15 protein-coding genes and 1 pseudogene are annotated in these 18,091 nt (G+C 64.1%); 7 read left to right on the forward strand and 9 right to left on the reverse strand.

Going from position 1 to position 18,091, the window contains the following annotated elements; all coding sequences use genetic code 11:
* Positions 1-15: 15 nt before the first annotated feature.
* Positions 16-795, reverse strand: a complete 780-nt coding sequence (locus tag BGO80_RS08920) for a FadR/GntR family transcriptional regulator (RefSeq protein ID WP_126149311.1) — start codon at positions 793-795, stop codon at positions 16-18.
* 133 nt (positions 796-928) lie between these two features.
* Here BGO80_RS08920 and BGO80_RS08925 point away from each other — a divergent pair, with 133 nt between their 5' ends.
* The gene (locus tag BGO80_RS08925; RefSeq protein ID WP_502686553.1) at positions 929-2,326 is read left to right on the forward strand and encodes a M20/M25/M40 family metallo-hydrolase; all 1,398 of its coding nucleotides are present in this window, start codon (positions 929-931) and stop codon (positions 2,324-2,326) included.
* Positions 2,327-2,566: 240 nt separating this feature from the next.
* On the opposite strand, the gene BGO80_RS08930 is transcribed toward BGO80_RS08925, so the two are convergent.
* Entirely contained in the window at positions 2,567-3,541 is a 975-nt protein-coding gene (locus tag BGO80_RS08930) for a zinc-binding dehydrogenase (RefSeq protein ID WP_286720974.1), read from the reverse strand.
* A 128-nt stretch (positions 3,542-3,669) separates the two neighbouring features.
* Between BGO80_RS08930 and BGO80_RS08935 the strand changes: the two genes are divergently transcribed.
* On the forward strand, positions 3,670-4,476 hold the full coding sequence (locus tag BGO80_RS08935; protein WP_286720976.1) for a siderophore-interacting protein: 807 nt from the start codon (positions 3,670-3,672) through the stop codon (positions 4,474-4,476).
* Between the two features lie 87 nt (positions 4,477-4,563).
* On the opposite strand, the gene BGO80_RS08940 is transcribed toward BGO80_RS08935, so the two are convergent.
* From BGO80_RS08940 to BGO80_RS08950, 3 genes are all read right to left on the reverse strand, one after another.
* A complete protein-coding gene (locus tag BGO80_RS08940; protein ID WP_286720977.1) occupies positions 4,564-5,058 on the reverse strand; it encodes a hypothetical protein in 495 nt (164 codons plus the stop codon).
* 90 nt (positions 5,059-5,148) lie between these two features.
* Positions 5,149-6,033: a carbohydrate kinase family protein gene (locus BGO80_RS08945; RefSeq protein ID WP_286720979.1), complete on the reverse strand. Its 885-nt coding sequence runs from the start codon at positions 6,031-6,033 to the stop codon at positions 5,149-5,151.
* Positions 6,030-6,965, reverse strand: coding sequence for a pseudouridine-5'-phosphate glycosidase (locus BGO80_RS08950; protein ID WP_126149306.1), 936 nt, complete (start codon positions 6,963-6,965; stop codon positions 6,030-6,032). The genes BGO80_RS08945 and BGO80_RS08950 overlap by 4 nt, the downstream gene beginning before the upstream one ends.
* A gap of 447 nt (positions 6,966-7,412) precedes the next feature.
* On the opposite strand from BGO80_RS08950, the gene BGO80_RS08955 reads away from it, so the two are divergent.
* From BGO80_RS08955 to purU, 5 genes are all read left to right on the forward strand, one after another.
* Positions 7,413-8,504, forward strand: coding sequence for a polyamine ABC transporter substrate-binding protein (locus tag BGO80_RS08955; protein WP_286720982.1), 1,092 nt, complete (start codon positions 7,413-7,415; stop codon positions 8,502-8,504).
* Positions 8,505-8,562: 58 nt separating this feature from the next.
* Positions 8,563-9,714 carry an ABC transporter ATP-binding protein gene (locus BGO80_RS08960; RefSeq protein ID WP_126149304.1) on the forward strand — a complete coding sequence of 384 codons (1,152 nt, stop codon included), beginning with the start codon at positions 8,563-8,565 and terminating at the stop codon, positions 9,712-9,714.
* Positions 9,715-9,877: 163 nt separating this feature from the next.
* A complete protein-coding gene (locus BGO80_RS08965) occupies positions 9,878-10,828 on the forward strand; it encodes an ABC transporter permease subunit (RefSeq protein ID WP_126148952.1) in 951 nt (316 codons plus the stop codon).
* 1 nt (position 10,829) lies between these two features.
* Entirely contained in the window at positions 10,830-11,642 is an 813-nt protein-coding gene (locus tag BGO80_RS08970; protein ID WP_126148951.1) for an ABC transporter permease subunit, read from the forward strand.
* A 353-nt stretch (positions 11,643-11,995) separates the two neighbouring features.
* A complete protein-coding gene (purU, locus tag BGO80_RS08975) occupies positions 11,996-12,850 on the forward strand; it encodes a formyltetrahydrofolate deformylase (protein WP_286720986.1) in 855 nt (284 codons plus the stop codon).
* A gap of 28 nt (positions 12,851-12,878) precedes the next feature.
* On the opposite strand, the gene BGO80_RS08980 is transcribed toward purU, so the two are convergent.
* The 4 genes and pseudogenes from BGO80_RS08980 to ftsY all read right to left on the reverse strand — a co-directional run bounded on the left by BGO80_RS08980 (position 12,879) and on the right by ftsY (position 18,067).
* A complete protein-coding gene (locus BGO80_RS08980; RefSeq protein ID WP_126148949.1) occupies positions 12,879-13,316 on the reverse strand; it encodes an RrF2 family transcriptional regulator in 438 nt (145 codons plus the stop codon).
* A 754-nt stretch (positions 13,317-14,070) separates the two neighbouring features.
* Positions 14,071-15,834: pseudogene (locus BGO80_RS08985) on the reverse strand (cation:proton antiporter domain-containing protein); the annotation flags it as partial.
* A gap of 175 nt (positions 15,835-16,009) precedes the next feature.
* A complete protein-coding gene (locus BGO80_RS08990; protein ID WP_286720987.1) occupies positions 16,010-16,624 on the reverse strand; it encodes a septation protein A in 615 nt (204 codons plus the stop codon).
* A 225-nt stretch (positions 16,625-16,849) separates the two neighbouring features.
* Positions 16,850-18,067, reverse strand: a complete 1,218-nt coding sequence (gene ftsY / locus BGO80_RS08995; RefSeq protein WP_126148947.1) for a signal recognition particle-docking protein FtsY — start codon at positions 18,065-18,067, stop codon at positions 16,850-16,852.
* Between the last annotated feature and the right edge of the window lie 24 nt (positions 18,068-18,091).

Consider the following 18,091-nt stretch of genomic DNA (forward strand, 5'->3'; position numbering starts at 1 on the left):
CGTTATCCGCCCGGCTCAGACGTCGGGCAGGCGCGTCGCCTCCATGCGCCCCGACGCCCGGGCAAAGCCCTGGGCAATGGCATCGCGCATGGCCTCGCGGGCCGCAGCCGCATTGCGGTCGCGAATGGCTTCGGCGATGCGGCGATGGGTATTGACCGTATAGTCCAGCGCCGCAGGATCGCTGACCGGCGAGGAAATGGTGAAGGAGGCGGTGAGCGCCATCTCGACCAGAGCGCTGATCGAGGCCATGAAGGGATTGCCCGAAGCCTCGGCCACGGTGCGGTGGAACTCGAGATCGTAGCGGGCGAAATCGGCGGGGGTTTCCGCCTCGGCCATGCGGTCGACCCATTCGATCAGGCTCGCCGCCTGTTCGGGGCTGCAGCGTTCGGCGGCCAGCGCCGCCCCCTCGATTTCGATGCCGATACGCACTTCGGCCAGACTGCGCAGGAAGCCGATCTCCGGACCGAGCTCGAAATGCCAGGCCAGCACGTCGGCATCGAACAGGTTCCAGCGCTGGCGCGGCAGCACCCGGGTGCCGATGCGCGCCCGTGCCTCGATCATGCCCTTGGCGGCAAGCGTCTTCAGCGCCTCGCGCAGCACGGTGCGCGACACTCCGAACCGGTCGAGCAATTCGGTATCGGGCGGCAGGATCGAGCCTTCCGCATAAGTGCCCGAAACGATGGCGAAGCCGAGATCCCAGAGCACGTCCGAATGCAGGTTGCGCGCAGCATTGCGGCCCGAAAGCGCGGCCATGAGATCGCCCGAGTGGCGCGTTCGTCCTGTCGATCTGTCCATGCGAGCGCCTCCGGCAATGCGGGCGGACCTAAGCACAGCCGGATTAGTATGACAATAAGGCCAATGCGCGCGGGGTGGACAGGCGGTCATGCCTTGGGCCAATCTGCGGCCTTCTTACCGACCAGCCAAGGACTTGACCATGACCACCCCCGCCGCTCTCGATGCCGTTCTCGCCCAGGTCGATGCCGGGCTGGACGATAGCCTGGCGCGGCTGTTCACGCTGTTGCGCATCAAGTCCATTTCCACCGACCCGGCCTATGCCGCCGAATGCCAGCAGGCCGCCGACTGGATCGCCAATGAGCTCAATGGGCTGGGTTTCGAGGCCGCCGCACGCCCGACTCCCGGCCATCCGGTGGTCGTCGCCCATGGCCCCGAGCAGGCGGGTCCGCATGTGCTGTTCTATGCCCATTACGACGTGCAACCGGTCGACCCGCTCAATCTCTGGCACACCGACCCGTTCGAGCCGCAGATCGTCGAGAAGGACGGCCGCAAGATCATCGTGGCGCGCGGCGCTTCGGACGACAAGGGGCAGATGCTGACCTTCATCGAGGCCTGCCGCGCCTGGAAACAGGCGACAGGTTCGCTGCCGGTACGGGTGTCGCTGATGCTCGAAGGCGAGGAAGAAAGCGGCGGCAAGAACCTGCCGCCCTTCATGAAGGCAAATGCCGAAGAGCTGAAAGCCGATATTGCTTTGGTCTGCGACACCGATATGTGGGATCGCCAGACCCCCTCGATCACCACCATGCTGCGTGGCCTCGTCGCCGATGAGGTCGAGATCATCGCCGCCGACAAGGACCTGCATTCGGGCATGTTCGGCAATGCGGCGCGCAATCCCAACCAGCTGCTGGCCGAGATCATTGCCAGCCTGCGCGCCCCGGACGGCTCGGTGACCCTGGCCGGCTTTTATGACGACGTCGCCGAAATCTCCCCGGAGCTCAAGGCGCAATGGGCGGGCCTCGGCTTCGACGAAAAGGCATTTCTGGGCAATGTCGATCTATCGGTGCCCGCCGGCGAGCAAAGCCGCAGCGTCCTTGAAATGCTCTGGGCCCGCCCGACCTGCGAGATCAACGGCATGATTGGCGGCTATACCGGCGATGGCTTCAAGACCGTCATTCCCGCCCGCGCCAGCGCCAAGATTTCCTTCCGCCTGGTTTCGGGCATGGACCCGCACAAGATCCGCGCCGCCTTCCGCGCCCATGTCGAAGCCATGCTGCCGGCCGACGTCACCGCCAAGTTCACCCCACATGGCGCCTCATCCGCCATTACCGTGCCGGCCGATGGTGAATTCCTGCGCCAGGCCCTGTCGGGTCTGTCGGATGAATGGGGCAAGCAGGCCGTGATCACCGGCTCGGGCGGCTCAATCCCCGTGGTCGGCGAATTCAAGTCGATCCTCGGCCTCGACACCCTGCTGATCGGCTTCGCCCAGGTCGACGACCAGATCCACTCGCCCAACGAGAAATACGACCTCGAAAGCTTCCACCGCGGCATCCGCAGCTGGGTCCGCGTACTGGCCGCCATGGCAGCGCACTAACCGCCCTCAGGCTTCTAGCCTTTCATCCCCACCCCAGCCCTCCCCAAGGGCGAATGTTCACCCTGGGCGTTTTGATAACTGGGCACTTGCGCCTCCCCTCCCCTCAATGGGAGGGGAGGTTGAAGCCGCATCAAGCATGATGTGCAACGCGCTCATTGGCACCGGGCTCTCAGCCCCGCGCCAACCCTACCCGCAAAGGGTCAGCCGGGTGGGACTGCGCATCAGGCTCGAAGGCAGCCTTCAAAACGAGCCGCTAATGGCGATTTTGCCCTTGCGGCCGGGTTCGCCGCTGGCGCGGGCGGCTTCGGCCACCTGGTCGATGCCATAGGCCGCTTCGATCGGCAGTTTCAGCTTGCCGCTGGCAGCGTCGGCGATCAGTTCGCCCAGGAGCTGGCCGATGCGTTCGGGCTTGACCGGCGGCTTGGCGCCCCAAAAGCCCTTGACTGTAATGCCGCGGAACAACAGCTCGCCGGCCGCAATCTTCAGCGGCCGTCCGGTCATGGCGCCGAAGCTGACCAGCTGCGCGCCGTCGGCCAGGATGCTGAGCAACTGTCCGGCGCCATCACCGCCCAGCGACTCGATGCCGCGAATGATCGGCGCGCCACCGGTCAGGGCCTTTACCTTGTCCTGCCAGCCCTCGCCCTCGGTGGCCACGATGGTGTCGAGGCCCAGAGCGGCCAATTCCGCCACCGCCGCTTCGCGACGCACCAGGCCGATCACCTTGACGCCCTGTTCGGCGGCATATTGCACGAGCAGCTTGCCGACCGCGCCATTGGCGGCATTGATGGCGATCCAGTCGCCCTTGGTGACCTCGAGCGTGTCGAGCAGCATCTTGGTCGAGAGCGGCATGGAAACCAGCTGGCAGGCGGTTTCATCGTTGACGCTGTCGGGCACCGGCACAAGCCGCGCGGCGGTGGCGAGATAATATTGGGCCCAGCTGGCCTCGGCCCCGCCGGCGACACGCTGGCCGACCTTGAGATGGGTCACCCCTTCGCCCAGGGCTTCGACCACGCCCACCGCCTCGGTGCCGGGCACGGCCGGCAGGCTGGGCTTGAAGCCATATTGGCCGGCAATGGTCATCAGGTCATGGTTGTGGATAGGCGAGAGCACCATTTTTACCAGCACCTGGCCGGGGCCGGGCTGCGGAACCTCCGCTTCCTGGGATTGCAGGACTTTTTCGGGCGTACCGAATTCGAAATACACCGCGCGCTTCATGGCCGGCTCCTTCTTTTGCTTGGATGCCAGACATAGGCCGCTTGCCGTTAACGTCAACCCCGGCTTGCCATCGGCAGATGCATGGCTTATTTGCTGAGTATAGAACTCATAATTTAAAAGAGCACCGCATGAGCGAGCTTACCGATCCCCGCGCGCCCCGTCGCGTCCGCCACGACACCCGCATGCGGCTTCTGACCGTCGAGAAGGTCACCGACATCACCCCGCTGATGCGGCGTATTCGCCTTTCGGGCGACATGGCGGGCTTTGCCTCTCCCGGCTTTGCCGATCACATCAAGGCCTTCTTCTTCCCCGAGGGCGTCACCCCGCTTCTGCCGCCGATCGGGCCGAATGGCGCCGAATTTCCGCCCGGCACCCGTCCGCAGATGCGGGATTATACGCCCCGCTACTGGAGCGTCGCCGAGGGGTGGATCGAACTCGATTTCGTGCTGCATGGCGATGGCCCCGCCTCGGGCTGGGCTGCCGCCGCCGCGCCAGGCAAGACGCTTGTCATCGGCGGTCCGCGCGGCTCGGTGGTCGTGCCCATGACCTTCGACTGGCATCTGCTGGTCGGCGATGAAACCGCGCTCCCCGCCATCGGTCGACGCATCGAGGAACTGCCCGAGGGCGCTAAGGTCGTCGCCATTATTGAGGTGGACAATCCCGCCGAGGAGCAGGGCTTTGCCACCAAGGCCGATCTCGACCTCACCTATCTGCATCGCAACGGCGCACCGGCGGGGACCACCGGTCTCCTGCTCGATGCCGTCACCGCTGCGGCTTTTCCAGCCGGCGCCGCCTATGCCTATATCGCGGGCGAAAGCCGCATGAGCAAGGCGGTACGTGCCCATCTCACCGAGCAACGCGGTTTCGTCTCCGACTATGTGAAGGCCGCTGGCTATTGGCTGCTCGGCGTCGCCGACGCGCATGAGGAGCACTGACCGCTTCGGGGCACCGGGCCCATGACAAAACACCCCCGGGCAAGCCCGAGGGTGTCGTGTTCACGCATGGCTCGGCGTTGTGCCGCTCTATGACTTGGTCTTGACCTTGGTGGCGGAGGCGTCTTTGGCCTCGGCTTCGATCCGGTCCATCAGCGCCCGCCATTCCTCATAGGCCTTGGCCTGGTCGGGCAGCGGCTCGCGACCACCGCCATGGCCGACCAGTTCGGTCAGCACCTTCTCGACATCGGGGCCGAATTCCTCGCAGGTCCCTGGCTGGTCCACCGCATCGAAGGCCGGCTTGTAATAGCCGTCGTCATAGGCATCGACGCTCAGCTTGAGCTGACCATAGGCCAGAAGATCGGCCGAGTCGGTCAAAAGCGACCAGTCTTCCTCGGTGATGTCGTATCCGGCGCAATTGGACGAAACCACATTGGCCATGACCACGCGGGTGAGGAATTGCTCGGCCTCGACGCCGCTATAGGATGAGAGATCGGGCAGTTGCACGAATATCTTGCCATCGGCATGGGCCGCGGTGCAGCCCAGGGTCAGGGCCGCCAGGCCCGCCAGTAGAATTGTCTTCATGTTTGCATGTCCTCCAATGCCCCACGGCAGAGACCTGCCAGCAAATTATGGAAAAACCGCGACAGGCCGGCGCCGGTGGAAAAGGCCGGCCTATTGCGGCTGGCCCCCCACGAACTGCACCGCCCGCGCACCATTGGCGATGCCCTGATCGAGGCAGGCTTCGACGCTCTCGCCCTTGAGCAGCGCGGCGAGGAACCCGGCTGCAAAGGCGTCGCCCGCCCCGGTGCTGTCCACCATGCGCACCAGCGGCGCGGCCCGGCTCAACACCACACCGGTCCTGTCGCCGACCACCGCACCGAAGCGGCCGCGCTTGATCACCACATGGCCAAATTGCTGGCCCAGCGCCTGCACATGGCCCTCGAAATCGGCGGCGCCGGTCAGGGTTTCGGCCTCGCTCTCATTGGCGAAGATCCAGTCCGCCGGGCCCACCCAGTCGAGAAACTGGGTCGGCCCCACCTCGTGCAGGAACCCCACCGAGGCCGGATCGATGGCCACCGCCAGCCCGCGCGCCCGCGCCCGCTCCAGCAGATTGCGCACCGCCTTGCGCGGACCGGGCGCGAAAAAGCTGTAGCCCGAGACCAGCACCATGGCCGCGCCCTCGAGCAGGCTATCGGGCAGGTCGTCGATCCCCAGATTGAGATTGGCGCCACGATCGGTGAGAAAGCTGCGCTCCCCATCCGCATCGATGATGGTCACCAGCATGCCCGACTGCATATCCTTGTCGCCGGCCAGCACCGGGGCCACGCCCCGCTCGCGGAAATGGGTCTCGTAGCCGGCGCGATCGGCGGCCCCCACCCGGGCGGCGAAGCTGACATCGGCGCCTGCCGAGGCCAGCCAGACCGCCTGGTTGGCGCCCGAGCCCCCCGGCCGGCTGCGGATGGACGAGCGCCGGTCGGACCCCACCACGATGGGACCCTCCGGCACGACGATGATATCGGTCATCACATCGCCGACGACGACGATCCGGCCGCTCATGCGCCGCGCTTGGCCTGGCGCGCGGCAAGCGCCACGGCGATCTCGGCCGCCACCTGCGCATTGTTTTCCACCAGCGCGATATTGGCGGCCAGCGACTTGCCCTCGGTCAATTCGAAGATGCGCTTGAGCAGATAGGGCGTCGTATCCTTGCGGCTGATGCCCTGCTTGCCGGCATCGGCAATGGCCTCGACGATGCGCGCCTCGATCCCTGCCGGATCGAGTTCGGCGCTTTCCGGGATCGGATTGGCGACCAGAATGCCGCCCATGCCCAGATCGGCCTGGATGGCGATGATGCGGGCGATGTCGTCGGCACTCTCCACCCGATGGTCGACCTTCTGGCCGCTCTTGCGGGCCCAGAAGGCGGGGAAGTCTTCGGTCTGGTAGCCCAGCACCGGCACGCCATTGGTCTCGAGCACTTCGAGCGTCTTGGCAATGTCGAGGATCGACTTGGCGCCGGCGCAGACCACGGTGACCGGGGTCTTGCCCAGCTCCTCGAGATCGGCGGAGATGTCGAAGGTTTCCTCGGCGCCGCGATGCACGCCGCCGATACCGCCGGTGGCGAACACCTTGATGCCGGCAAGTGCGGCGATCTGCATCGTGGTGGCGACGGTGGTGCCGGCGATCTCGCCGCTGGCCAGGAGCGCCGCCATGTCGCGGCGGCTGGCCTTGGCCGCCTTGCCGCCGGTCTGGGCCAGGCGTTCGAGTTCATCGCCGGAAACGCCGACGCAGAGGCGCCCATCCATGATGGCGATGGTTGCCGGCACGGCGCCGGCCTTGCGGATAACCGCTTCCACATTGCGCGCCATTTCCAGGTTCTGCGGATAGGGCATGCCATGGGTCACGATGGTGGATTCGAGCGCCACCACCGGCTTGTTGGCGGCCAGCGCCGCCTTGACTTCATTGGAGACCGAAAGATAGGCCTTGCCGCTCATGGGGAAACACTCCGAAACTGCGCGCCGTCCCGATGCTGGAGGGCGCCTTGCTGGCAGCGCTTTTGCGCCTCTGTTGCCAGAGGGTCAAGTGCCACAAAAACTTGCTCAGACCCGCCTTGTCCACCCCCGCTTTTGGCAGTAATTTCGCTGCTACTCGAGCAGGGGAAAGGGCACTTCGCTGACCAGATATTGTGCTGATGGCGCGCCATGCGCGCCTCGACATGAGCGCGCCTGCGGGCCCATTGCAGCGAAGACCCCGTGCGCCGCCAGGCGCCGCACCGACAACTGTGCCGTTTTGTCCCATTTTGTTCTTCCGGGTTCTCAAAGATGAGCCCCCGGGGCTGAGCCGCGGCTCTTTCCGCGGAAGCGCCCATGCGCGTCGAACCGGCGGTCCCCTTTATGGACGCCAAACGCCTCCACCACGGTCCCGACAGGAGACTTACGAGAATGAAAAAGTCGCTCGCCATTGCCCTTGGCGCAATTCTGGTCGCCAGCCCCGTCCTGGCGCAGGAAGAAGCCGTCCTCAATGTCTACAACTGGTCCGACTATATTGCCGAGGACACCATCGCCAATTTCGAGGCGGCGACCGGCATCAAGGTCAATTACGACGTCTATGACAATAACGAGATCGTCGACGCCAAGCTGCTGGCCGGCAATTCCGGCTATGACATCGTGGTGCCCTCGGGCAATTTCCTCGAGCGCCAGATCAAGGCCGGCCTGATCCTGCCGCTCGACAAGTCCAAGCTGACCAACCTCTCCAATCTCGATCCCGCCGTCATGGCCACCGCCGCCGAGCAGGATCCGGACAATGCCCATGCCGTGCCCTATATGATCAACACCATCGGGCTGGGCTATAATGTGGCCAAGGTCGAGGCGGCGCTGGGTGCCGATGCCCCGATCGACAGCTGGGACTTGCTGTTCAAGCCCGAAGTGGTGGAAAAGCTCGCCTCCTGCGGCGTGACCGTGCTCGACAGCCCGTCCGAAGTCATGGGCATCGCCCTGCACTATCTCGGCCTCGATCCCAATTCGGAAAATGCCGACGATCTGGCCAAGGCCGAGGCGCTGATGACCTCGATCAAGCCCTATATCCGCTACTTCCACTCCTCCCAGTATATCGACGACCTCGGCAATGGCGAAGTCTGCCTTTCGCTGGGCTATTCGGGCGACGTGTTCATCGCCTCCGACGCCGCCGCCCAGGCCAATCAGGGTGTGGACGTCGCCTATCTGATCCCCAAGGAAGGTGCCGCGACGCTGTTCGACTTCCTGGCCATTCCCGCCGATGCGCCGCATCCGGACAATGCCCACAAGTTCATCAACTACATTCTCGAGCCGCAGGTCGTGGCCGACATCACCAACTATGTCTACTACGCCAACCCCAACCTGCCGGCGCTGGAATTCGTGGATGAAGAGGTCAAGTCCAATCCGGGCATCTATCCGCCCGCCGAGACCATCGCCAAGGCCTTCGTCATGAAGGCGCATTCGCCTGATTTCGAAGAGACCTTGACCCGCACCTGGACCCGCATCAAAACGGGCCAGTAATGTTCGATCCAAGGGGCGGTTTCGACCGCCCCTTCACTCTTTTCCGGTAGTCCGCCAAATGGCCAAAAAGCCCCAGCTCGCAATCGATACGCGTCCATGGCGTGATACCGCCAACAACAAGCCCTTCGTGCGCATCAAGAACGTCACCAAGAAATTCGGTGACGTCTCGGCCGTGCACGAGGTTTCGCTCGACATCTACCGCTCCGAATTGTTCTGCCTGCTCGGCGGTTCCGGATCGGGCAAGTCGACCTTGCTGCGCATGCTGGCCGGTTTCGAACAGCCCACCTCCGGCACGATCGAGATCGACGGCCAGGACATGACCGAAGTGCCGCCCTATAACCGGCCGGTCAATATGATGTTCCAGTCCTATGCGCTGTTCCCGCATATGACCGTCGAGCAGAACATTGCCTATGGCCTCAAGCGCGATGGCCTGCCCAAGGACGAGATATCGGCCCGCGTCGCCGAGCTTTTGGCCCTGGTCAAGCTGCAGGATTATGGCCGGCGCAAGCCGCACCAGCTTTCGGGCGGCCAACGCCAGCGCGTGGCGCTCGCCCGCGCCCTTGCCAAGCGTCCCAAACTCCTCCTTCTCGATGAGCCGCTGGGCGCGCTCGACAAAAAACTGCGCGAGGAAACCCAGTTCGAGCTGGTCAAGATCCAGGAGAGCCTCGGCGTCACCTTCATCGTCGTCACCCACGACCAGGAAGAGGCGATGACGCTGGCCACCCGCATCGGGGTGATGAACCAGGGCGAAATCGCCATGATCGGCGAGCCCACCGATATCTACGAATTCCCCAATTCGCGCTTCGTCGCCAATTTCATCGGCTCGGCCAATATGGTCGAGGGCATCGTCACCGAGGACGAGCCCGACCATGTGCGCATTCGCTCGGCCGAGCTGGGTTGCGACATCTATGTCGGCCACGGCGTCGATTGCGCCCCCGACCAGTTGCTGTGGTGGGCCATCCGCCCCGAAAAGATGTGGCTGAGCCGCGAGCGGCCCGAAGACCCCTTCAATGCCAATATCACCACCGGCCTGGTCGAGGAAATCGCCTATCTCGGCGATATCTCGGTCTATCAGGTGGCCTTGGACAGCGGCAAACGCATCCGCGTCAGCCAGACCAATTCCGTCCGCGGCAATCCCGACGCCATCACCTGGGACGAAAAGGTCTACGTCACCTGGAACGACAATGCCGGTTCGGTGCTGACGGTATGATGAGCAAACACGACAAGGTCGGCCCCTGCGCCTCCCTCCCCCTTGAGGGGAAGGACCGAGGGAGGGGGTCCATCAGTGAATCACTGCACCAGCCCCCACCCCAACCCTCCCCCTCAAGGGGGGAGGGAGCGCAAGAACGCGCCGTCAGTGACGGGACAGCTCCATGACCACACCCGACCCCACCTATCCGCCGCCGCGTCGGCTGAAACCCTGGAATGCGGTCGAACGCCGACTGGCCAAGATCGGCATTACCGGGCGCATGCTGGTGCTGGCCGCGCCGGCGCTGTGGCTGCTCGTCTTCTTCCTCATTCCCCTGGCGGTGGTGTTCGGCATTTCGCTCACCACCAAGCAGTTCGGTCGGCCGCCCTATTCGCCGCTGCTCACCACCGAGGACGGCATGGTGCAGTTGACGCTGCACCTCTCCAACTATGTCCGGCTGTTCAGCGACAATCTTTATGTCGCCGCCTATCTGTCCTCGATCCGCATCGCCTTCATCTCCACCGTCATCACCCTGCTGATCGGCTATCCGATGGCCTATGCCATCGCCCGCTCGCCCGATCCCTGGCGCAATATCCTGTTGATGCTGGTGGTGCTGCCCTTCTTCACCTCGCTCTTGCTGCGCGTCTATGCTCTGACCGGTTTCATGCGCGGCAATGGTGTCATCAACCAGGTGCTGGGCGTGTTCGGCATCGAGCCGCTGGTGATGATGCAGACCGATTTCGCCGTCTATGTCGGCCTGGTCTATACCTATCTGCCCTTCATGATCCTGCCGCTCTATACGACGCTGGTGAAGCTGGATGAGAGCCTGCTCGAGGCCTCCGCCGATCTCGGCGCCCGCCCCCTGCGCACCTTTTTGTCCATCACCCTGCCGCTGTCCCTGCCGGGGATCGTCGCCGGCTCCATGCTGGTCTTCATCCCGGCCATCGGCGAATTCGTCATTCCTTCGCTTTTGGGCGGGCCGGAAACGCTGATGATCGGTCGCGTACTCTGGGACGAGTTCTTCACCGCCACCAACTGGCCGCGCGCCGCCGCCGTCGCCTGCGCCATGCTGGTCGTGGTGGTCGTGCCGATCATGCTGTTACAGCGCGCCCAGAACGCCGTGGTGGAGAAGTAAGATGTTCCGTCGTGGCTGGTTCCTGCCCATCGCCGCCGTCCTGGGTTTCGCGTTCCTCTATGCGCCCATCGTCAGTCTGGTGATCTTCTCGTTCAACGAGAACCGCCTGGTGACCGTGTGGTCCGGCTTCTCCTTCAAATGGTATGGCGAATTGTTCCGCGATCCACAGATGCTGAGCGCCGCCTGGCTCAGCCTGCAGATCGCTGCGCTCGCCGCCACGATTGCCCTGGTGCTCGGTACGCTGGCCGCCATTGCGCTGGTGCGCTTCCGCCGCTTCCGCGGTCGCACCCTGTTCTCGGGCATGGTCTCGGCGCCGCTGGTCATGCCCGACGTCATCACCGGCCTGTCGCTGCTGCTGCTCTTCGTGGCCATGGAAAGCCTGCTCGGCTGGCCGCAGGGCCGCGGCATGCTGACCATCGTCATCGCCCACTCCACCTTCTGCACCGCCTATGTGTGCGTTGTCGTGCAGTCGCGTCTTTCCGACTTCGACCGCAGCCTCGAAGAGGCGGCTATGGATCTCGGGGCCTCGCCGCTGCGCACCTTCTTCGACATCACCCTGCCGATCATCGCCCCGGCTTTGGTCTCGGGCTGGCTGCTGGGTTTCACCCTCTCGCTCGACGATCTGGTCATTGCCAGCTTCGTCTCCGGCCCGGGCTCCTCCACCTTGCCCATGGTGATCTTCTCCAAGGTGCGTCTGGGCGTCTCTCCGGACGTCAATGCGCTGGCCACCATCATCATCGGCATTGTCGCCCTGGGCGTGCTGGCCGCCACCGTGATCCAACTGCGCTCGCGCCCCAAAAAGGCGCGGGCCTGATCCCGGGCGGTTTCGTTCAGAAACCGTTCATATCGCGGTCAGACTCGCATGCTGGAGTGTGATGTTTTTGTGACTGGACACTTGTTCGGAACGGGCGCAAGCTCACCTCATGTTCAACCGAAGCAAAGGAGGTGATCCAGTGTCTTATGAGGTTTTGGTACTCGAGGAAGGTCTGGGTTTTCGTGTGTTGACTGGGAGTGATCTCGGCTAACAGCACACACCTCCCGGCTCTCGAGGCCGACAAGCTCAGGAAGGGCCGTCCCCAGGGACGGCCCTTTTCTGTTGCCGCTTTGGGCTTGACGCCGGGCCGCAAGCCATTGATACCGCTGGGCAGAATTTAGGGAGCCACCCAGATGTCCTCGGCCAATTTCGTCCTGACCCTCAGCTGCGCCGACCGCCCCGGTATCGTTGCCGCCGTCACCACCGAGCTCGCGGCGCTCAAGGCCAATATCGCGGAAAGCAATCAGTTCTGGGACCGCGAAACCGGCCGCTTCTTCATGCGCCTGGCCTTCGCCGCGCCGGAAGGGGTGACGCGGGAAGTGCTTGAAAAGGCTCTGAAATCACCGATCGAGCGCTTCGAGATGAAGACCGCCCTGGCCGATGAGAGCCGCAAGAAGCGCATTGTCATCATGGTCAGCAAGTTCGACCATACCTTGCTGCATCTGCTCTATCAGATCCGTGTCGGCTGGCTCGACGCCGAGGTTGCGGCCATCATTTCCAACCACCAGGACGCCCGCAAGATCGCCGAAGACGCCGGCATTCCCTATCATTATCTGCCGGTGACCAAGGACAGCAAGGCCGACCAGGAGGCGCAGGTGCTTGACCTGGTCAAGTCCACCGGCGCCGATCTCGTCGTCCTCGCCCGCTATATGCAGGTGCTTTCGGACAATCTCTCCACCCGCCTTTTCGGTCAGGTGATCAATATCCACCACTCGTTCCTGCCCAGCTTCAAGGGCGCCAAGCCCTATCACCAGGCGCATGAGCGCGGCGTCAAAATCATTGGCGCCACAGCCCATTACGTCACTCCGGACCTCGATGAAGGCCCGATCATCGAGCAGGAAACCGCCCGCGTGACCCATGCGATGAGCCCCGATGACCTCGTCGCCGCCGGCCGCGACATCGAGAGCCGGGTGCTGGCGCGCGCGGTCAAGCTGCACCTCGAAAGCCGAGTCATGCTCAACGGCAAGAAGACGGTGGTGTTCGGCTGATCCGGCCGCCCCTGAGCGCGAAAGCGCCTCAGGCCGCCTCGACCGGCAGGTCCTCGAGATTGAGCGAGTCTGCGAGGCTCGTGCGGTCCAGCACCGCCCGTGTCGCCAGCGTAACCCGTTCGAACACATGGCGAATTTCGCAACTGGTCTCGTCGCCGCAATCTTCGCATTTTCTGTAGGCGATTTTTGAAAGGCACGGCAGGGGCGCGATCGGGCCATCGATCAGCCGCAGCACCTCGCCATACATGATTTCCTCCGGCGCCTTGATCAGCTCATAGCCGCCCATGCGTCCGCGACGGCTCGACACATAGCCGGCGCGCTTGAGTTCGAGCAGGATCTGCTCGAGGAATTTCTTCGGGATCGCCTGGTCGCGGGAGATTTCGCCGATCATGCGCGTCTGGCCGCGTTCCGCTCTGGCCAGAGACACCAGAGCGCGCAACGCATATTTGGCCTTTTGCGAAATCATGATCTGCTTGGTCCTCCCGCTGCTGTCAGGGCTTGGGTTCGGGCTCCACCGGCGGCACCACGGGCTTGGCCGCATCCTCCGGCTGGTCCGGCTCCTTTTCGGTCTCGTCCTGCCTTTGCACATCGGCCGCCTCGGGCGCAAGCGCCTTGCCCGCTTCGGGCTCCACCGGCGGCTGCGTTTCGGATCCCGGCACAGCATCGAAAATGATCTCGGCATCAGCCGTGCTGACCACGTCGTCGGTGGATATGGGCTCTACCTCTGCCTCGCTGGCCTCGGCCAGTTCTGGCAGTTCGGCTGCGCTATCCACCACGTCCGCAATCGTGCTCTGCGGTTCGATCGCGACGGCCTCGACCACGATTGCGGTATTTTCTGGCTCGACCACAGGTATGTCCGGCACGATTTCGTCAATGGCGGCAGGGGGTTCGCCAACAATCGGGGTGTCGATAGCGATGATATCGGCAGCGGGAAGAACGTCGGCAACCGCCTCGCTCGTGACCTCAGCCTCCGCCGTCTCTGCCAGCAATGGCGCCTCGAGGACAGTCACTGTCTCAGGCTCAATAACAGGGGCAACCACCGTCTCGCTCGACGCTTCGGCGGCCGGCGCCTCCATCGGCGCGGTGATCACCGGTTCGATGGCGACAAGGCTCGCCTTGGCCAGCAGATTTTCCGACGCCGGCAATTTGGTTTCTTCCGGCGCGGGCGGCACGATCGTGCCTTCATCGCGCAGGAACGCCAGAATGCCCTTGCCGATTTCGCGCTCGCCGCGGATCACCGTGGTGGCGCCGCAGCTGCGCAGGAACGTCTCCTCTTCCTCAGAATAGGCGCGGGCGACGATGCTGATGCCGGCATTGAGCTTGCGGCCGCTTTCGCAGACCGAGCCCGCCTCAAAGCCATTGGAAATGGCCACGAGCAGGCTGCGGGCCTCGGCGAGATTGGCGAGCTTCAGCACGTCCTGGCTGGCGGCATTGCCGAAAACCACCTCAAAGCCTTCGGCGCGGGCGGCGGCAACGTCATGGTCGGAATCCTCGATCACCACGAGGCCCCCACCCTCGGCCTTGATTCCGGCGGCAACGATGCGGCCGACCTGGCCATAACCCACGAGGATCGTGTGGTTTTTCTGCTGCGACGGTTCGCCGGTGTCATCGTCGGCGCCAGGGGCGCCACGATCAATGGCCGCTTCACTGGGCATGTCCGTGGTGGCCGGGCCCGTCGCGGCGCGCGACAGCGCATCGGGCTCGATACGGATATCGGCATCGGTAGCCACCGGCTTGGCACGGCTGGGAAAGCGGGCCTCCATGGCCGGACGGATCAGCTCGACGCCCCAGAACACCAGCGGATTGAGGACGATGGAAATGAGCGCACCGGCCAGGATCAGGTCCTGGCCTTCCTGCGGCAGGATGGTCAGCGCCACGCCCATGCTGGCGAGGATGAAGGAAAATTCGCCGATCTGCGCCAGGCTCGCCGAAATGGTCAGCGCCGTGCCCACCGGTCGGCGGAAGGCCAGCACGATGGCAAAGGCCGCCAGCGACTTGCCGATGACGATGATGAACACCGTGGCCAGCACCGGCAGCGGATCGGTGAGGATGATGGTGGGGTCGAACAGCATGCCCACGGAGACGAAGAACAGCACCGAAAAGGCGTCGCGCAGCGGCAGGGTCTCGTTGGCGGCGCGGTGGCTGAGCTCACTTTCGGAGAGGATCATGCCGGCAAAGAAGGCGCCAAGCGCCAGCGATACGCCGAACAGCACCGCCGAGCCCAAGGCCACGCCAAGGGCGATGGCGAGAACGGCCAGGCGGAACAGTTCGCGGCTGCCGGTATGGGCTGTGCCGTGCAGTGCCCATGGGATGAGGCGCCGGCCGACCACCAGCATGAAGCCGACAAAGGCGGCGACCTTGACCATGGTCAGGGCCAGGACGCCCCAAATACCGATATTGGTACCGATCAGCCGTTCGACAAAGGACACGAAGGGGTCGTGCACGCCGCTATCGATGCCGTTGAGCCCGGCAATGGCGGGCACCAGCACCAGCGCCAGCACCATGGCCAGGTCTTCGACAATCAGCCAGCCGACAGCGATGCGGCCGCGCTCGCTCTCGATCAGGCGACGGTCCTGCAGAGCCTTGAGCAGCACCACGGTAGAGGCCACCGAGAGGGCAAGGCCGAACAGCAATGCCGCCCCCAGCGACCAGCCCAGCAGCAGACCAAGGCCGGCGCCGAGCAGGGTAGCAAAGCCGATCTGCGCCACCGCGCCGGGAATGGCCAACGCCCTGACGCTCATCAGATCCTTGAGCGAAAAGTGCAGGCCCACCCCGAACATCAGGAGGATCACGCCCAGCTCGGCGAGCTGCGCGCCAAGGGCCTGGTCGGCAACAAAGCCGGGGGTATAGGGGCCGACAAGAATGCCGGCAAAGAGATAACCCACCAGCGGCGGCAACCGGAACCGGTTGGCGATCATGCCGAAGATATAGGCCAGCACCAGACCCGCAACGATCGTCGTGATCAAGGGGGTGTCATGATGCATTTGAGCCTCCAGGCGGGCGGTGGGAGCAATTCAGGATGGGGCATTCAATCGGCCAGCGCAAGCCGCAAAGCCAAGTGGGCTCAAGGCTTTGGCGATCCGGCCGTGAAAGCCTATAGATCGGGTCAAGTTTGGCTGAACTTGGGCTGCCCGCCGATTTTACGGCGCGACGCTGGCGTCAGCTCTCGGCTGCCACTGGAGGCGGCGCCTCGTCGGTGGGGGCGTATTTGCTCAGCAGCGGCAATTGCGTCATCGAAAAGATGACGGTCAACGGCATGATGCCCCACACCTTGAAGGCCACCCAAAAATCGGTGGTCTGACTGCGCCACACCACTTCGTTGAGCACGGCGAGCACCACGAAGAACAGCCCCCAGTTCAGCGTAAGCTTCCACCAGCCCTCGGGCTTGAGCTTATAGACGTCGCCGAACACATATTTGAGCAGCGACTGGCCGAACATCAGCCCGCCCAGCAGCACTGCCGCAAACAGCACATTGGTGATGGTCGGCTTCATCTTGATGAAGGTGTCGTCCTGCAGCCACAGGGTCAGCCCGCCAAACACCAGCACCACCGCACCGGTGACCAGCGGCATGACCGCGATCTTCTTGAGGATCAGCTTAGAGAGGATCAGCGAAATCACCATGGCGCCCATGAACCACGCAGTGGCCACGAAGATATCGGCGCGGGCATTGACGATGAAGAAGATGACCAGCGGCCCGAGCTCAAGCGCCAGCTTGGTGATCTGCGGCTTGATCTCGTCCCAGTTGACGTCCTGTTCGGCGGCTTTTTCGGTCATGTTTTCTTCCACGGCATTGGCGCCAATGTGGCGACATGAGCCCCTTGATGCAAGCGCCTAGGGGACAACAGTGGCTTTTTTGGGCCTCGAGACCTTGCCTATTCCTCTCCCACTCGGGGAGAGGAATAGGAGCGAGCGGGGAGGGCACCGCGCCATTCGCGCTGCCACTCGAGCATAGCTCTCGCGGCCTTCTCGCCTCAAATCTCTCCACCGGAGAGATTTGCCCTAACGGGAGGGGTCGAAGCCAGCAATGGCGCGGGCAAAATCGCTGGCCTCAAAGGGCTCGAGATCCTCGACGCCTTCCCCGACGCCGATGAAGTGCACCGGCAGGCCGAAGGTTTTGGCGATGGCGACGAGGATGCCGCCCCGAGCCGTGCCATCAAGCTTGGTCATGACCAGCCCGGTGACGCCGGCGCGCTTGCCGAAAATCTCGACCTGCTTCATGGCGTTCTGCCCGGTGGTGGCGTCGAGCGTCAGCAGGGTGGCGTGCGGTGCCTCCGGATCGACCTTCTTGATGACGCGGATGACTTTTTCAAGTTCGTTCATCAGCTCGTCGCGGTTCTGCAGGCGGCCGGCCGTATCGATGATCAACACGTCGCGCCCCTCGGCCTTGGCCTGGGTCACGGCGTCGAAGGCAAGGCCCGAGGCGTCGGCCCCGGCCGGTCGCGCTATCACCGGCGCGCCGGTGCGCTGGCCCCAGACCTGCAATTGCTCGATGGCGGCGGCGCGGAAGGTGTCGCCGGCAGCCAGCATCACCGAGCGGCCTTCGCGGGCAAATTTCTGCGCCAGCTTGCCGATGGTGGTGGTCTTGCCCGAGCCGTTGACGCCAATCATCAGGATGATGAAGGGCTTTTTGGTTGTATCGATGACCAGCGGCCGAGCCACGGGCCCGAGCACCTTTTCGACCTCGGTTGCCAGCACATTGCGCACATCCTCGCCCGACACGTCCTTGTCGAAGCGGTCACGGCGCAGCGTCTCGGTAATGGCCATGGCCGTGTCGATGCCGAGATCGGCCTGGATCAGCACGTCCTCGAGTTCGTCCAGTGTCGCCGCATCGAGCTTGCGCTTGGTGAAGACCGAGGTGATCGAGGTGGACAGATTGTCCGAGGAGCGCTTCAGCCCCGAGGCTAGCCGCGCGAACCAGCCCTGGCGCGGCTGTGCCGGCTCCGGCACTGCAGGCGGCGGGGCGACGAACTGGTCTTCAATGGCCTCGATATAGTCCGGCGTGGTCTCTGGCGGGCCGGGCGGCATGGGATGATCGGCCGGCTTTGGCTCGGGCAGAGTCACCGGCGCGGGTTCGGGAACCGGTTCGGGTGCAGGCGTGGGTGGGCTTTGCGGAGCCGGCTCGACGGGTGTCTCTGGCCGTGTTTTCGGCGGTGCGGGCGTCGGCGCCGGCTGGGTGCCGAAGAGGCGCTGAAAGAAGCCGGGCTTTTTCTCGGTCATTATATGCCTTCACATCCTGCCACG

The sequence above is a fragment of the Devosia sp. 63-57 genome (assembly GCF_001899045.1).
Classification (GTDB): domain Bacteria; phylum Pseudomonadota; class Alphaproteobacteria; order Rhizobiales; family Devosiaceae; genus Devosia; species Devosia equisanguinis.

Coding starts and splice junctions, on each gene's coding strand:
- BGO80_RS08920 (WP_126149311.1), bottom strand. CDS start 795: ATGGACAGATCGACAGGACGAACGCGCCACTCGGGCGATCTCATGGCC.
- BGO80_RS08930 (WP_286720974.1), bottom strand. CDS start 3,541: ATGAAGCGCGCGGTGTATTTCGAATTCGGTACGCCCGAAAAAGTCCTG.
- BGO80_RS08935 (WP_286720976.1), top strand. CDS start 3,670: ATGAGCGAGCTTACCGATCCCCGCGCGCCCCGTCGCGTCCGCCACGAC.
- BGO80_RS08940 (WP_286720977.1), bottom strand. CDS start 5,058: ATGAAGACAATTCTACTGGCGGGCCTGGCGGCCCTGACCCTGGGCTGC.
- BGO80_RS08945 (WP_286720979.1), bottom strand. CDS start 6,033: ATGAGCGGCCGGATCGTCGTCGTCGGCGATGTGATGACCGATATCATC.
- BGO80_RS08950 (WP_126149306.1), bottom strand. CDS start 6,965: ATGAGCGGCAAGGCCTATCTTTCGGTCTCCAATGAAGTCAAGGCGGCG.
- BGO80_RS08955 (WP_286720982.1), top strand. CDS start 7,413: ATGAAAAAGTCGCTCGCCATTGCCCTTGGCGCAATTCTGGTCGCCAGC.
- BGO80_RS08960 (WP_126149304.1), top strand. CDS start 8,563: ATGGCCAAAAAGCCCCAGCTCGCAATCGATACGCGTCCATGGCGTGAT.
- BGO80_RS08965 (WP_126148952.1), top strand. CDS start 9,878: ATGACCACACCCGACCCCACCTATCCGCCGCCGCGTCGGCTGAAACCC.
- BGO80_RS08970 (WP_126148951.1), top strand. CDS start 10,830: ATGTTCCGTCGTGGCTGGTTCCTGCCCATCGCCGCCGTCCTGGGTTTC.
- purU (WP_286720986.1), top strand. CDS start 11,996: ATGTCCTCGGCCAATTTCGTCCTGACCCTCAGCTGCGCCGACCGCCCC.
- BGO80_RS08980 (WP_126148949.1), bottom strand. CDS start 13,316: ATGATTTCGCAAAAGGCCAAATATGCGTTGCGCGCTCTGGTGTCTCTG.
- BGO80_RS08990 (WP_286720987.1), bottom strand. CDS start 16,624: ATGACCGAAAAAGCCGCCGAACAGGACGTCAACTGGGACGAGATCAAG.
- ftsY (WP_126148947.1), bottom strand. CDS start 18,067: ATGACCGAGAAAAAGCCCGGCTTCTTTCAGCGCCTCTTCGGCACCCAG.